General features: G+C 62.8%; 9 protein-coding genes. 5 read left to right on the top strand and 4 right to left on the bottom strand.

What is annotated here, in order from left to right; all coding sequences use genetic code 11:
- Nucleotides 1-229: 229 nt before the first annotated feature.
- Nucleotides 230-3,172, top strand: a complete 2,943-nt coding sequence (locus ISS99_RS15685; RefSeq protein WP_204632509.1) for a TonB-dependent receptor plug domain-containing protein — start codon at nucleotides 230-232, stop codon at nucleotides 3,170-3,172.
- Between the two features lie 92 nt (nucleotides 3,173-3,264).
- Here ISS99_RS15685 and xseA read toward each other — a convergent pair whose 3' ends face one another.
- Complete coding sequence (xseA, locus tag ISS99_RS15690) at nucleotides 3,265-4,632, bottom strand: exodeoxyribonuclease VII large subunit (protein ID WP_204632510.1); 1,368 nt, start codon at nucleotides 4,630-4,632, stop codon at nucleotides 3,265-3,267.
- Nucleotides 4,633-4,922: 290 nt separating this feature from the next.
- Between xseA and ISS99_RS15695 the strand changes: the two genes are divergently transcribed.
- From ISS99_RS15695 to ISS99_RS15705, 3 genes are all read left to right on the top strand, one after another.
- Nucleotides 4,923-6,917, top strand: a complete 1,995-nt coding sequence (locus ISS99_RS15695) for an acyltransferase family protein (protein WP_204632511.1) — start codon at nucleotides 4,923-4,925, stop codon at nucleotides 6,915-6,917.
- Between the two features lie 49 nt (nucleotides 6,918-6,966).
- Complete coding sequence (locus ISS99_RS15700; protein ID WP_204632512.1) at nucleotides 6,967-8,910, top strand: acetyl-CoA hydrolase/transferase C-terminal domain-containing protein; 1,944 nt, start codon at nucleotides 6,967-6,969, stop codon at nucleotides 8,908-8,910.
- Nucleotides 8,911-9,079: 169 nt separating this feature from the next.
- Entirely contained in the window at nucleotides 9,080-9,892 is an 813-nt protein-coding gene (locus ISS99_RS15705) for an HD-GYP domain-containing protein (protein WP_284343743.1), read from the top strand.
- On the opposite strand, the gene aat is transcribed toward ISS99_RS15705, so the two are convergent.
- From aat to trxB, 3 genes are all read right to left on the bottom strand, one after another.
- Nucleotides 9,861-10,625 (bottom strand): leucyl/phenylalanyl-tRNA--protein transferase, encoded by a 765-nt coding sequence (gene aat / locus ISS99_RS15710; RefSeq protein ID WP_204632514.1) that lies wholly within the window; start codon nucleotides 10,623-10,625, stop codon nucleotides 9,861-9,863. The genes ISS99_RS15705 and aat overlap by 32 nt on opposite strands.
- Nucleotides 10,622-11,761, bottom strand: a complete 1,140-nt coding sequence (locus tag ISS99_RS15715; RefSeq protein WP_204632515.1) for a GNAT family N-acetyltransferase — start codon at nucleotides 11,759-11,761, stop codon at nucleotides 10,622-10,624. The genes aat and ISS99_RS15715 overlap by 4 nt, the downstream gene beginning before the upstream one ends.
- Before the next feature lie 69 nt (nucleotides 11,762-11,830).
- A complete protein-coding gene (gene trxB / locus ISS99_RS15720) occupies nucleotides 11,831-12,793 on the bottom strand; it encodes a thioredoxin-disulfide reductase (RefSeq protein ID WP_204632516.1) in 963 nt (320 codons plus the stop codon).
- Nucleotides 12,794-13,099: 306 nt separating this feature from the next.
- Between trxB and ISS99_RS15725 the strand changes: the two genes are divergently transcribed.
- Nucleotides 13,100-15,463, top strand: a complete 2,364-nt coding sequence (locus tag ISS99_RS15725) for a DNA translocase FtsK (protein ID WP_425490474.1) — start codon at nucleotides 13,100-13,102, stop codon at nucleotides 15,461-15,463.
- The last annotated feature ends 25 nt before the right edge of the window (nucleotides 15,464-15,488 follow it).

Here is a 15,488-nt window from a genome sequence, read left to right on the forward strand (position 1 = left end):
CGCACGACATCAAAAGATGGCTGATGCCATACACGTGGCGTTGGTTCTCGGGAGTTGCATGTGGGCGGCGGTTGCGGTGGCGCAAACCACAACGTCCGAACCATCATCCCCCACGGTCAATCCACCGGCGGCTTCCCCGGCCGTCTCGCCCGCAACGACAGGCGAGCAGTCACCGTCGGCGCAAACGCAAAACGCAAACGCGCCGCCATCGACGCAGAAGCCCGTTACTTTGCAAGGCATCACCGTGACCGGCTCGATGATTCGCAGCGTGGACGTGGAGACCGCGCAGCCGGTTACCGAGCTCTCGCACGAAGCGCTGCAGCAGCAGGGCTTCGTCAGCGTGGGGCAGATCCTGCAGAACGTTTCATCGGTAGGCTCTTCGGGTACCAGCAGCCAAAGCGCACTCGGCAATATCGTGGGCCAGTACGTGAGCCTGCGCGGCCTTGGCGCGCCGCGCACCCTGGTGCTGGTCGACGGCCAGCGTTGGACCACGGATATTTTCGGCCAGACGGATTTGAGCACGATCCCCAGCTCGATCATCGATCACGTCGAAATCCTGCAGGATGGCGCATCGGCGATTTACGGTTCCGATGCGATCGCCGGTGTGGTCAACATCATCACCAAAAAGGATTTCGATGGCCTGCAGCTCGATACGTACAACAGCACGTACTCCCCGCAGAACGACGGCAAGACCGGCCAGTTCAGCCTGACCGGCGGCAAGAAGTTTTCCAGGGGCTCGATTCTGTTCAACGTTACCGCGCAGAACACCGACGCGCTGATGGCGAACGACCGTGACTACAGCAAGTACGGCTTTTTCAGCTTCGGGCCGAACTATCCCCAGAGCCAGGCCGTTCCTTCGCCCTACGGCACCATCACCGGCGCGCTCAATCCGGCAACGGGTCTGCCGGTCAATCTGGCGCCATTGGCCAATGGCCCGATCACCGTGAACATGGGCCAGAACGGGCTGGATATCGCCAACTACCACCTCAATACGTTCGGTATTCAATACCCGTCGCCTTACTTCAACAACGACTACCAGAACTCGTCCTTCCTGGAGACGCTGACGCCGGACAATCGGCTGCGTTCGTATTTCCTGAAAGGCGATTACAAGCTGACTGATCACATCACCGCGACGCTCATCGGCACCTACAACACCGCCGATTCCAGCACGAGTACCAGCGGTTACGAGCTCAGTTCGCTGACGCCAGCCAACGGTGCGCACCTGGCTCAAGCGCTGGGCATGCCGGCCGGCGCGTTCCCGCAGGTTTACTTTCCAACCTTGTCCTCGCAGAGCTATTACAACCCGCTGCCGGGGAACAACCTCGAGTTCCTGCTGCCGCTGCAATACCCCGATCGCATTACCTACAACAAAATCAAGCAGTACGGTTGGCGCGCGGGCCTGGAAGGCGATTTTTCGATCGGCGAAAGGGAGTTCAACTGGGATGTGGGCTATAGCGACTTTCGCTACGACCAATCGAGTTTCGGTCCCGGTAATCTCAACATGGTCCACGTCGAGCAAGCGGTCGGCCCGTCGTTTCTCGGTCCCAATGGCGTGGTGGAGTGCGGCACGCCGGGCAACGTGATCGCCGGTTGCGTACCGCTCAATCCGTTTTCCGGAGCGGGCGGCATTACACAGGCTGAAATCAATTATCTGAACATCGTTGCCGGCACCAGCTCCTACAGCGAAATGAAAACCGCATCGGCGAATCTGACCGGCGACGTTTTCACGCTGCCACAATCCATGGGCGAAGGCGATGTGACGTTTGCCGTTGGTGCCGATCATCGCGGCATTTCCGGTGGTGCTACGCCGGACCTGTACACGCAGCTCGGCCTCAACACCAACCTGCAGCAGAACATCGGACGAGGTTCGTACGGCCTCAACGAGGCTTATGCCGAACTCAATCTGCCCGTTCTGAAAGACATGCCGGGTGCGCAGCTGCTGGACATCGATCTTGCGCACCGCTTCTCGCGATACACCAACTTCGGCAATACCAACAACAACCAGTTCAAGCTGTCGTGGCAGCCGATCAACGATCTGCTGGTTCGTGCCAGCTATGGTACGGGCTTTCGTGCGCCGGCCATCGCCAATCTGTATGGCGGCACCTTGCAGAGCTTCACCACTTACACCGATCCGTGCGACGTCAATTTCGGTTTGACGGGAAATTCCGTAGTCCAGCAGCGTTGCCTGAACGGATTTGCCGGGCTGCCCGCGGTCGGCCCCGGCTTTACGCAGCTCAATCCGAATGGCCAGCCGGTTCCCGCGCCCAACACGACCAGCACCACGCCGTTTTTTACCGGCGCCAATGCCGGCCTGAAGCCGGAAAGCTCGCGCAGCTATACGGCGGGCTTCGTCTACAGTCCGCATTACCTCACCGGCTTCAATGCCACCCTGGACTGGTATCGGATACGGATCAAGAACGTCATCACGTTGCCGACGGCTTCCAGCATCCTGGACAACTGCTATCTGCTGGGCGATGCGCAGCAGTGCGCGCAATTCCAGCGCTCCACGGCAGGCGGGCCATTCAACGGGCAAGTGATCAACCTGCTGCAAACGCTGGTCAACCAGGGCTTCGTGGAAGAGCGTGGCGAAGACCTGGATCTGAGCTACCGGTTTCCCGATACGCCCATCGGCAAGTTCAAGTTCGACTCGACCAGCACCTATATCGACTCGGTAAAGGAGCAGATCACACCCGGTGGCCCAATCATTTCTAACACATTGGGCGCGTACGACACGGTACTCGGTCCGCTGTGGCGCTTCCGTTCCACCGTCAATCTGAATTGGAGCTACAAACATTTCGGCGCGACCTGGACGGTCCGCTACTACTCGTCGCTGTCGGAGCCGTGCATACCGGCCAATCCGTCATTGAGCGAGTTTCTTCCCTGCAACAATCCTGACAAGGATCTGGCCAACTCGCCGCATGGATTGAACCGGCAGGGCGGCCTCGCCTTCAACGATTTGCAGGTGAACTGGGAGACGCCGTGGAAGGGACGCATCGCGCTGGGCGCGACCGATATCTTCAATCGCAAAGCGCCGCTCTCGTACACCGGCGTCTATAGCGTGGCCGGTCCGCTCGGCCCGACTGGAACGGATGGCTACGGCGATTATCCCTACAACCCGCAATACGATATCGGGCGCGTCATTTACCTCAAATACGAGCAGAAGTTTTTCTAGTTGCCTAGGGCCTGTTAGCACTATTTTCGTAGCCCGCGCCGGCAAGGATGTTTCCTCCGCATGCCCCAAGCGGCATGCGGAGGAGGCGAGCGTCATTCGTCGCTGACCCGCAAAGGTAGTTCGCCGTCGGCGAGGCGGGCGCGTAGCGGTGTGTTTGCGGCGACGTTCTGCGCCGAGCGCAATACTTTGCCGTCGGCATCGAACAGAATGGCGTAACCGCGCTCAAGGGTCGCCAACGGACTTACGGCGTGCAAGGCGCGCGCGGTCTGCTGCAAAGTCAGGCGTTCGCGTTCCAGCTTGTGTTCGACCAGCCGGCGCAAATGCACCGCTTGTTGTTCCAGCCGGTGCCGCAGCAACGCTAGTTGCTGCTTGGGGTGCCGGGCCAGCAGGCGCGCATGCATGCGATCCACGCGGGCGTGCCGCTGCATCAACTGCGTGAGAACACTGGCCTGCAAACGCCGGCGCAGTTGCAGCAAGCGCTCCCGGTCGCGGGCCAGCCGGGCTTGCGGGCGCTGTGCTTGCAAACGGGCCAGCAGGTGGTCGATGCGCTGGATGCGCGCCTGCAACCGGCGTTCCTGGATCGCTACGATGCGTTGGCGCAGTTGGTCCAGATGCCGCTGTTGCGCGCGCATATCGGGTACCAGCAATTCCGCCGCCGCCGAGGGTGTCGGCGCGCGCAGGTCGGCGACGAAGTCGGCGATGCTGAAGTCGATTTCATGCCCCACGGCGCTGACCACCGGCACGGCACTGGCGTAAATGGCGCGGGCGACCTGCTCGTCGTTGAAGGCCCACAGGTCTTCCAGCGAGCCGCCGCCGCGGGTCAATAGCAGTACGTCGTAGCGGCCGCTGGCGGAAGCCTTGCGCAGCATCGACACGATGGCCGGCGGGGCTTCGCGGCCTTGCACGGGTACCGGAAGCACTTCCACGTTCGCGAGCGGCCAGCGTCGTGCAAGCACGCTCAGCACGTCGCGGATGGCCGCGCCGGTGGCCGAGGTGATGATGCCGATGCGGCGCGCGAAGACGGGCAGGGGACGCTTGTGCTCTTGCGCAAACAATCCTTCGGCATCGAGCTGTGTTTTCAGTCGCTCGAATTCGCGCTGCAAGGCGCCTTCGCCGGCCGGCTCAAGGTGCTCGGCGATGAGCTGAAACTCGCCCCGCGGCTCGTACAGGCCCACGCGGGCGCGCACCAGGACCTGCATGCCGTCCGTGGGCTTGAAGCGCAGCCAACTGCTCTTGGGTTTGAACATGGCGCAGCGGACCTGCGCTCCGCTGTCCTTCAGCGTGAAATAAAGATGTCCCGAAGCGGGCCGCGCCACGTTGGACAGCTCGCCCTCGATCCAGATCAGCGGAAGCGCATCCTCCAGCAGGTCGCGCACCAGCCGGTTGAGCGTGCTGGGCGTGAGGATGTGCCGTGGCGGCTGTCCGCCGGCACCGTCGCTGTGATCGTGGGGCTCGTGCATGGAGGCGGGAGACTAGCACGAATGGCTTGAAGAACATCCCATTGCCGCGCGATGCGCAGGTTGCTTCTTATCCAATGAGTATAAGCTATTGGAAGAAATAGATTTTGTGACGCTTTTTCGGCCTGGCTTGAGAGGTGCGTCGGCACTGGCAGCGGGCTGCCCCGGCCTCGGCCCGCCGCTTCCGAAGGCTTTCACCCTATGTTAGGGTCGCGAACCATTTTGTGGGAAAACAGGCTGCTCGCTTCCAGGCAGCTCTTTAGTGACCCCTAGCGAGCGCCGAGCCTGCCTTGATGCAATACCGGAAAGACATCAGCGGCCTGCGCGCAGTGGCCGTTCTCCTGGTGCTGTTGTTCCACGGCCGATTGGCGATGTTTCCTTCGGGATTCATCGGTGTCGACATCTTCTTCGTGATCTCCGGTTATCTGATCACGTCGATCATCCAATCGCAGTTGCTCAAAGGCACGTTTTCGCTGTCCGACTTCTACGTGCGCCGGTTGTGGCGCATCCAGGTCGCCCTGCTGGCGGTGGTGCTGGTCACCTTGCTGGTGGCCTTGGCGTTCTACCTGCCCGCGGATTTGAATGCCTACCTGCGCTCGGCCATCAATGCGCTGGGCTTCATTTCCAACCGGTATTTCTCGCACGCGACGACGGCGTATGCGGCCACCGATTCGCAGGTGCTGCCGCTGCTGCATACCTGGTCGCTGGCGGTGGAGTGGCAGTGGTACCTGATTCTGCCGCTGTGGCTGATGTTGCTGCACCGGTTCGCCACGCCCAGGCAAGGGCGGGCCATCGTCGCGGCGGTGACGGTGCTGATGGCGGCATGGGCCATGGTGATGGTGCAGCGGGATGGCGACAGCGCCTATTTCTATTTCACGCCGCGCATATTCGAATTCCTGGTCGGCGCCAGCGTGGGGTTGTTCAGCCTGCAACGGCCGCCCATGCGCGATGGCTTGCCGGCCAACGTGCTCGGCGTGCTGTCGCTGCTGGCCATCGTTGCGATAGCGATGAAGGCCGGCGTGATCGGCGACTATCCGAATCTCTATGCGATCGGCGCGAGTGTGGCGAGTGCCGGCGTCATCGTGGCAGGGGGCAATGGGCGCAGTTGGGTGGCGCGGGCGCTGTCGTGGCGAGTGCCGGAATTCCTGGGTGAAATTTCCTACTCGCTATACCTGTGGCATTGGCCGATTTTTGCCCTGGTGCGCTACCTGGACATCGCGGAAACCACCGGCGTGCTGCTGGGTTGCTATGCGCTGACCCTGGTCCTGGCTTATCTCTCCTATCGCTATATCGAGGAGCCGTACCGCAAAAAGCATCCGGGGCTGTTCAAGTCGCTGCTGTGGCTGGTGTTCATTCCGGTGTTGCTGGTGTCAGGGTTCTACAGCGTGGCCAACCGGCTGCATTTCATGCCGTCCCGGTTCGGCGCCGAGGTGGTACGCATCGATCGAACCCTGGACAGCTATACGCCTCGGCAACGGCATCGCTGCATGCAAAGCAGCGGTCCGCGCATGACGGATGTGAGCGGTTGCACGTTCGGCAGTACGCAGCCCTCGCGCACCGCCTTGATGATCGGCGATTCCTATTCCAATCAAAGCTGGAATTTCATCGACGTGATGGCGCGCGATTCGGGGCTTGCCGTAACTGCCGTTTCCACGCCGTCCTGCCTTGCCTTTCCGCATCTGGCGATGGAAGGGTGGTGGAAGATGACGCGCCGCCAATACCAGGTGTGTGTCGATCACGTGCAGAGCGACTACCAGCGGATCGAAGCGGGCCACTACAACTATGTCATCGTCGGTGAGAACTGGCTCTACTACGAGCCGGATGACATCGTTAGTGCTGAAGGCGACAGTCATTCCGTCGCTGCCGGCCGTGCAAGGCTGGAAGCTTCCGTTCGACAGGCGTTGGACATCATCGTGAAATCGGGAGCGATCCCGGTGTTGATCGAAAGCCCGGTCACCATGCCGGCGGATTACCAGACCTGTTTCTATCACCATCTGAAATGGCGCCAGCCCGCGAAAGCCGACGCGTGTCCGGTTCTCCTGCAGGACGACGAACAGGCCCGGTGGCTCAACGGCCTGTTCGCACGGCTCAAGACCGACTATCCGCCACTGATCCTGATCGATCCCAAGGATGCGCAATGCACCGGTGGGCAGTGTGCGTCAAACCTCGATGGCATGCCGATTTATCGGGACGTCGGGCACTTTACCGACTACGCCTCCTACCGGTTGGGCCAGATCTACCTTGAGCGCAAGGGCAATCCTTTCCAGTCCGGCGCGACGGCGCGCTAACCGTATTATTCGCTCTTGCTAGCGCGCGGGCTTCTGGCATGATGCCCTCATGTTGCCAGAGCAGCGTTTTACGGACACTGACGCTTGTGCGCAGCTGATTGTCGAACGGCTGGGCGCGGATCTGCGCGTTGCCGCCCCTCTGGGGCTAGGCAAGCCGCATGCTTTGCTCAACGCCTTGTACGCTTTGATGCGGGCCGATACCTGGCGCTCGATGACCTTGTACACGGCTCTTTCGCTCACCCGGCCGCAACCCAGGCCGGGCTTGGAAGCGCGTTTTCTCGCGCCCTTTCTGGAACGCCATTTCGGCGCCGACTACGTCGATCCCCTGTATGCCCTCGACCAGGAGCGCGATCGGTTGTTGCCCAACGTCGCGGTGCACGAGTTCTACGTGCAGTCCGGTGCCTTGTTGCAATCGTCCAGCGCGCAGCGCAACTACATCAGCCAGAACTACACGCACGTTGCCCGCGACCTGGTGGTGCAGGACATCAACCTGCTGGTGCAACTGGTGGCGCGGCACGAAACGCCGGGCGGCACGCGCTACAGCCTTTCATGCAATCCCGACCTGACCCTGGATTTCCTCGATCGGGTGAAGGCGGCGGGCAAGGCGCGTCCGTTGTGTGTCGCGGTAGTGCATCCTGCTTTGCCGTATATCGGCGGACACGCCGAAGTACCGCACGATTTCTTTGACCTCGAACTGACGCCGACGTTTTCACCGCCGTTGTTCGCGCTGCCCAGGCTGCCGGTCGACCTGACCGAATACGCCATCGGCCTGCACGCCAGCGCCCTGGTCAAGGACGGCGGCTGCCTGCAGATCGGTATCGGCGTGCTGTCCGATGCCTTGGTCAAGGGCTTGTTGTTGCGGCACGAAGACAACGTCTCCTGGCGTCAGATGCTGGTGGCGCTCGACAAGGGCGGCGCAACGCATGCTCAGGCCGGTCGCATCGGCGGCCTGGGCAGCTTCAGTAGCGGCCTGTATGGTGCCAGCGAAATGGTCATGGACGGCTTCATGTATCTGGCGAAAGCCGGCATTCTCAAACGGCGCAGTTGGGACAACCTAGCGCTGGAGCGTGCCGGCGCAGCCGGACGCCTGCCCGACGACGTACCAGGCGGCCATTACCTGCGCGGCGGGTTCTTCCTCGGTTCGCGCGAGCTGTATGACTGGCTGGAGGTCACCGCCGGCAGCGACCCCGATGCGATCGACATGACGCGCATCTCCAACGTCAATCAGCTCTATGGCGATCACCAGCAATTGGCCACGCTGCAGCGGCGCGGTGCGCGATTCTTCAACACCTGCATGATGGCGACCCTGCTGGGCTCGGCCGTCTCCGATGCACTGGAAGACGGCCACGTGGTCAGCGGCGTAGGCGGACAATACAACTTCGTGGCCATGGCGCACGAATTGCCGGACGGTCGCTCGATCCTGATGCTGCGCTCGACCCGCAAGGGCCGAAGCGGTATTGAAACCAATATCCGCTGGAACTACGGCCACACCACCATTCCGCGTCATCTGCGCGACATCGTGATCACCGAATACGGCGTTGCCGACCTGCGCGGCAAGAGTGACAGCGAATGCATCGAGGCGATGCTGGCGATCAGCGATGCGCGCTTCATCGACGCGCTGACGGCAGAGGCGAAATCGCACAGCAAGCTGGCGGCTGATTTCAAGATTCCCGATGCCTGGCGCCTGCACCTTCCGGAAACCTTGCGCGAAGCATTGGCCAAGCCGATGCGCAAGGGCCTGTTGCCGACGTTTCCATTCGGCAGCGACTTCACCGAGGTGGAACAACGACTGCTGCCGGCATTGGAATGGCTTCGCTCGTCCGGTGCGAGCTGGAAGGGGCGATGGCAGTTGCTGAAAGCCGTGCTGCGTCCCGGCGAAGCGGGAGCGGAGGAAGCCGTTGCGCTGGAGCGCATGGGGTTGGTGCAACCCACGCGGCTTGGCGATCGGTTGCAACGTCGCCTTTTGCAGGCCGCGCTGCGACGCTCCGGCTGAACCTTGCAAAAGGTTGACGGGCGTGCAAGTTGCACCGATGTCCCGTATAACTTTTGCTTGCTCGTTTGCCGCGCATCCATCGATGATCTGCGCATGGCAGCACATCGGGCCGAGGACGGCCGGTGGCAAAATGCGCTTTCACCAGGCGCCCCCGGGGGAGGGCAGGTTAGTGGTTTTCAGCCCACAGTTTCGAACAGCGGCCACCTATGTGCTGGTTTCCGGTGTGTACATATGGTTCTCCGGGCATCTGCTCGGCAGCCTCGTGCGCGATCCGCATCAACTGGTCGTCTACCAGATCATCAAGGGCTGGATGTTCGTGCTGGGCACGGGCCTGTTGCTGTACTGGATGATCGGTCGCACGGTGCACCGCATGGCCGAGGCCAATCGTCGCCTGCTCGACGGTCACGAACAGGCGTTGCGCGTGCTCGTGGGGGCCATGGACGTGCGCCACAAGGAGACCAGCGATCACTCCGAGCGCGTCGTGCGCATGGCGACGGGGTTGGCCAGGATTGCAGGGGTGGAGAGCGACGCGTTGCGCGACGTCAAATTCGGGGCGCTGCTGCACGACATCGGCAAGCTGGCGCTACCGGACCACATCCTGATCAAGCCAGGCAAGCTGGACGACGACGAAACGCGACTGATGCGCACGCATCCGCGGATCGGCTACGACATGCTGCAGCAGATCGAATTCCTGCGCGGCGCCAGCGACATTCCGTTCAGTCATCACGAGCGATGGGACGGCACCGGTTATCCGCAAGGACTGGCCGGCGAAGCCATTCCGCTGGCGGCGCGCATTTTCAGCGTGGTGGACGTGTGGGATGCGCTCAGCTTTCCGCGCGTGTACAAGCCGGCGTGGCCGGAGGAAGAAGTTCTGGCGTATCTGCGCAACGCGGCCGGATCGCAACTGGACCCGACCCTGGTGCGGACGTTCATGGATCACTACGCCGAGCTCAAGGCGCTTGCCCTGCATCCGGTATCGTGAAGTCGTCGCCCAGCAATACCTGCGATGAGGACGTGGGCGGCACGTTTTTCCATTGTTGAAGATCGAACGGCGCGGTGACCAGGTCCTCGATCGCGTCCAGAAAGACGCTGCGCGGAATTTCGACGGCGCCCAGCCCGAGCAGGTGCGGATTACCGACCTGGGCGTCGATCAACGGAAATTGCCAGCGGCGCAATAGCGCCGCCAGGGCGCACAGCGCCAGCTTCGAGCCGCCGCTGCAGGTGCTGAACATCGACTCGCCGCAGAACAGCCGTCCGATCGAGACGCCGTAGACGCCGCCGACCAGGCGATCGTCTTCCCACACCTCCACACTGTGCGCATAGCCTTGGTCGTGCAGCGCGCCATAGGCGTCGATCATCGCCCGGCTGATCCAGGTGCCCGATTGCTTCGGCCGCGGCGCGGCGCATGCCCGCATGACCTGCCCAAAGGCACGGTCCACCGTCACCCGCCAGTTTTTTTCCGCCAGGCTGCGGCGCAGGCTGCGATTGGGGCGCAACGACGCGGTGTGGAAAATGCAGCGCGGATCGGGCGACCACCAGAGAATCGGCTCGTCCGCGTTGAACCAGGGGAAGATGCCCAACGCGTAAGCGGTCTTCAGGCGCGCAGGCGACAAGTCCCCGCCGAAGGCCAGCAGGCCGTTGGGTTCCTCCAGCGCCGTGTGCGGATCGGGAAAGCGACCCGGGGCGTGTTCGTCGAGCAGGGGCAGGCGGATCATCGCTTGGCGAATGGGCTGTGATCGAGCAGTTCTTCGGCATAAGCGTCCACGCCTTCGCGCTCCTGCGCAAGCGCCCGTGCAACGGCATCACGGAAGCCTTCGTGCAGCAGATAGTGGCGGGAATGCGTATGCGTGGGCAGGAAGCCGCGCGCCAGCTTGTGCTCGCCCTGGGCGCCGGGTTCGAAGCGTTGCAGTCCGTGGGCGATCGCATACTCGATGCCCTGGTAATAGCACAGCTCGAAATGCAGATCGGGCAAGTCGACGCAGGCACCCCAATAGCGCCCGTACAACGTGGTGGAACTGCGCAGCAGCAAACCCATCGCCACGATTTCTTCACCTTGCCACGCCAGCGCCAGTTGCACCGCGTTGCCGAGTTCCTTGCGCAGGTGTTGGAAAAAGGATTCGGTCAGTGCGGCGTGATTGCCCTTGGCATCGAAGGTGGATGCATACAGCGCATGCACGCGTCGCCAACTTTTCGCATCGAGCTCGGCGCCGCCGCGGATACCGATGCGCAAGCCATGGGCGGCGACGCGTTGGCGTTCGTGGCGGATGTTTTTCCGTTTCTTGTGGTTGAGCGTGGACAGGAAGCCGTCGAAGTCGGCGTAGCCTTGGTTGTGCCAATGAAACTGCACGTCGCTGCGGGCCAGCCATTCGCCGTGAAAAGCGCGCAGATCCGGCGCATCGAGAAAATTCGCGTGCACCGACGACAAGCGCAGATCTTCGGCCCGTTGCTGCATCGCCTGCACCAGCAGCTCCCGCAAAGCAGGTGCTTGCCCGGCATCGCGGCCCACCAGCAGGCGTGGACCGGTGACGGGAGAGTAGGGCACCGCATTGAGCAGCTTGGGGTAGTAGTCGCCCCCCGCACGTTCCCAGGCGCTGGCCCAGCTCCAATCGAACACGAACTCGCCGTGCGAATTGCCTTTGAGGTATAGCGGCGCGGCGGCGAGCAGCTCGCCGTTGCGATAAAGACCCAGGTGATGCGCCTGCCAGCCCCAGTCGGGGCGAATGCACCCGGTCCGTTCCAGGCCGGCGAGGAAGGCGTGCGACAGGAAGGGATTGTCGTCCGGACACAACGCATCCCACTTCGCGGCGGGGATGTCGTCGATGCTGTCGTGGAAGCGTGCTTCGATCTGCATGGGGAAACAATACAAGGTTGGGTTACCCCGGACTTGATCCGGGAGTAACCCCACTTACCGGGCTGCGCTTCAGCCGACCGTCTTGCCCTGGTCCAGCCAGCGCTCGGCGTCCAGCGCCGCCATGCAGCCGAAACCTGCCGAGGTGACAGCCTGGCGATACACGTGATCGGCCACGTCGCCGGCGGCGAACACGCCCGGCACCGACGTCATCGTGGCCATGCCTTCCAGGCCACTGCGGATCTTGATGTAGCCATCGTGCATGTCCAGCTGGCCTTCGAAGATACCCGTGTTCGGCGTGTGGCCGATGGCCACGAAGAAACCGGTGGCTTCGATGTCGCGGGTGGCGCCGGTGTTGATGTCCTTCACGCGCACGCCGTTCACGCCCGAAGCGTCGCCCAGCACTTCGTCGATGGTGTGGTTCCACACCAGCTCGATCTTGCCGGCGGCGGCTTTCTCGAACAGCTTGTCCTGCATGATCTTCTCGGCGCGCAACTTGTCGCGGCGATGCACTAGGTACACCTTGCGGCCGATGTTGGCCAGGTACAGCGCTTCCTCCACGGCGGTGTTGCCGCCACCGACCACGACCACGTCCTGGTCGCGGAAGAAGAAGCCGTCGCAAGTAGCGCAGGCCGAGACGCCCTTGCCCTTGTAGTGCTCTTCGCTGGGAATGCCCAGGTATTTGGCGGTGGCGCCGGTGGCGATGATCAGCGCGTCGCAGCTGTACTCGCCGGAGTCGCCCTTCAGTCGGAACGGGCGCTGCTTCAGGTCCACCGTGTGGATGTGGTCGAACACCATTTCCGTCTCGAAGCGTTCGGCATGCTCGGCCATGCGCTGCATCAGCTCAGGACCCTGCACCCCCTTCACGTCGCCCGGCCAGTTGTCCACTTCGGTCGTGGTCATCAATTGGCCACCCTGCTGCATGCCGGTGATCATGGTCGGCTTGAGGTTGGCGCGAGCTGCATACACGGCCGCGGTGTAGCCGGCAGGACCGGAACCGAGGATCAGCAGGCGGCTATGTTTGGGGGTGGTCATTGCTATAATCCTTGAGGTTTTGCTGGCGGCTTGTACGGTGGTTCGCCGGGACGGCGGCATGGGTTGCAGTCGTGCTCCGGAAGTCCGCAAGGATGGGGAAGTCGCCGGGGGTATTCAAGGCATCGATGAGGCCGGCGGCCCATTCATCTGCGATCCAGCCGGTCCGGTCATCCTCACGCAGGGCGTCTCAACTCGCCGATCCGGGCAGGCGCCAGGCCAATCATTCCACGCGGCAATCGAGGCCGGCTTTGAGCCCCGCGTGGCCGCTACGCCCTTGCACCTTGTTACACTGCTTCGCGCAAATTTATGCCAAATCCCGAAACTGCAAGGAAAAAGACCCCGGTGGCGCGTAGCGCGAACGTACGAAAACAGAAAGAAAAGCCGGGCATGAGCGAAGAGCTCAAGCGCCGCCTGCGCGAGGCCGGCGCGCTGCTGCTGTTGCCGCTGGCGCTTTATCTGCTGGTCTGCCTGTTGAGCTACGACGGCACCGATCCGAGCTGGTCGCATGCCGATACCAGCGGACACGTACACAACCTGGGCGGCACCGTCGGTGCCTATATCGCCGATCTGTTGCGCTATCTGTTTGGCGGCGTGGCCTATTTCTTCCCCTTGCTGCTGCTGTTCCTCGGCGTGCAGGTGCTGCGCAACCACGGCGCCCGCAGCGTGCAGCCGTGGGAGCCCTCGCTGCGCCTGATCGGGTCGGTGTTCTTTTTCATCACCTTGCCCGGCCTGTGCTGGATCAATTTTCCCGACAGCAGCATGGGCCCCGAGGGCGCCGGCGGTGTGATCGGTCACGCGGTCGGCCACGGCCTGCTGCGGGCCTTTGGCGACAAGGGCGCGCCGCTGTTGTTGCTGGCGCTGTTCCTGATCGCGGTGACACTGGCTACCGGCCTGTCCTGGTTCAAGGTGATGGACCTGACCGGGCAGGGCGTGCTGAGACTGTTCTCCTGGTTCGGCGGCAAGCTGCGCGAGGCGCCGGAAGTGCTCGCCGCCCACCAGGCGCGGGTCGAGCGCGAAGCGGTGAAGAAGGTCGAAGCGGTCAAGCAGGCCAAGCGCGAGCCCGTGCGTATCGAAGCGCCTGCCGCGCCGGTAGTTAAAAGCGAACGCGCGCGCGTGGAAACGCAGATCCCGCTGTTCGTCGGCGCCGCGCAGCCCGGTGAGCTGCCGCCGCTGTCGCTGCTGGACGAAGCGCCGGAGCAGGGCCCGGGCTATTCGGAAGAAACCCTGGAAGTGCTGTCGCGCCAGGTCGAGCTGAAGCTGAAAGACTTCAAGATCGAGGCCAAGGTGGTCGGCGTCTATCCCGGTCCGGTCATCACCCGCTTCGAACTGGAACCTGCCGCCGGCGTACGCGGTAGCCAGGTGTCGAGCCTGGACAAGGACATCGCGCGCGGCCTTTCGGTGGTCAGCGTGCGCGTGGTCGACGTGATTCCGGGCAAGAACGTGATCGGCCTGGAAATTCCCAACGCCAAGAAACAGATCGTCTACCTGTCGGAGATTCTTCGCTCCGACAAATACGATCAGCAGAAATCGCCGCTGGCGCTGGCGCTCGGCAAGGACATCGCCGGCCGTCCGGCCGTGGCCGACCTGGCTAAGATGCCGCATCTGCTGGTGGCCGGTACCACCGGCTCGGGTAAATCGGTGGCGGTGAACGCGATGGTGCTGAGCCTGCTGTACAAGGCCAGCGCCAAAGACGTGCGCATGATCATGATCGACCCGAAGATGCTGGAGCTTTCGGTCTACGAAGGCATTCCGCATCTGCTCGCGCCGGTCGTGACTGACATGAAGGAAGCCGCCAACGCGCTGCGCTGGTGCGTGGCCGAGATGGAACGCCGCTACAAGCTGATGGCCGCGGTCGGCGTGCGCAACCTGGCCGGCTTCAACAAGAAGGTGAAGGACGCCGAGAACGCCGGCCAGCCGCTGCTGGACCCGCTGTTCCGCCCCAACCCCGAAATGCCCAACCTGGCCGCCGAGCCGCTGGAAACGCTGCCTTACATCGTCGTGATCATCGACGAATTCGCCGACATGATGATGATCGTCGGCAAGAAGGTGGAAGAGCTGATCGCCCGTCTCGCCCAGAAAGCGCGTGCGGCCGGCGTGCACCTGGTGCTCGCCACCCAGCGTCCGTCGGTGGATGTGATCACCGGCCTGATCAAGGCCAACATTCCCACCCGCATCGCGTTCCAGGTATCGAGCAAGATCGACTCGCGCACGATTCTCGATCAATCCGGCGCCGAAACCTTGCTCGGCCACGGCGACATGCTCTACCTGCCGCCGGGCACCGCCACGCCCGATCGCGTGCACGGCGCTTTCGTCGACGACCACGAAGTGCATAACGTGGTTGCCTGGCTCAAGGCGCAGGGCGCACCGCAGTACATCGAAGGCGTGCTGGAAGAAGTGCAGGCCACCAGCGACGGCAAGTTCATCAACGACTCCGGCCTGCCGCAGGATGGCGAAGAAGGCGGCGATGCCGACGCACAGCTTTACGACAAGGCCGTGCGCATCGTCACCGAATCCCGGCGTGCCTCGATCTCCGGCGTGCAGCGCCACCTGCGCATCGGCTACAACCGTGCCGCGCGCCTGATCGAGCAGATGGAACAGGACGGCGTGGTCAGCGCGCCCCAGCACAACGGCAACCGCGAAGTGCTGGCGCCGCCGCCGCCCAAACACTGACGCCTGCCGCCCCCTGCTGGCAGGG

This window comes from Dyella mobilis, assembly GCF_016904945.1.
In the GTDB taxonomy this organism is placed as follows: Bacteria; Pseudomonadota; Gammaproteobacteria; order Xanthomonadales; family Rhodanobacteraceae; genus Dyella_B; species Dyella_B mobilis.

What these genes read in the sequence shown, in the direction of transcription:
- xseA (WP_204632510.1), bottom strand. Translation starts at nt 4,632, where the DNA reads ATGCACGAGCCCCACGATCACAGCGACGGTGCCGGCGGACAGCCGCCA.
- ISS99_RS15695 (WP_204632511.1), top strand. Translation starts at nt 4,923, where the DNA reads ATGCAATACCGGAAAGACATCAGCGGCCTGCGCGCAGTGGCCGTTCTC.
- ISS99_RS15700 (WP_204632512.1), top strand. Translation starts at nt 6,967, where the DNA reads ATGTTGCCAGAGCAGCGTTTTACGGACACTGACGCTTGTGCGCAGCTG.
- aat (WP_204632514.1), bottom strand. Translation starts at nt 10,625, where the DNA reads ATGATCCGCCTGCCCCTGCTCGACGAACACGCCCCGGGTCGCTTTCCC.
- ISS99_RS15715 (WP_204632515.1), bottom strand. Translation starts at nt 11,761, where the DNA reads ATGCAGATCGAAGCACGCTTCCACGACAGCATCGACGACATCCCCGCC.
- trxB (WP_204632516.1), bottom strand. Translation starts at nt 12,793, where the DNA reads ATGACCACCCCCAAACATAGCCGCCTGCTGATCCTCGGTTCCGGTCCT.
- ISS99_RS15725 (WP_425490474.1), top strand. Translation starts at nt 13,100, where the DNA reads ATGCCAAATCCCGAAACTGCAAGGAAAAAGACCCCGGTGGCGCGTAGC.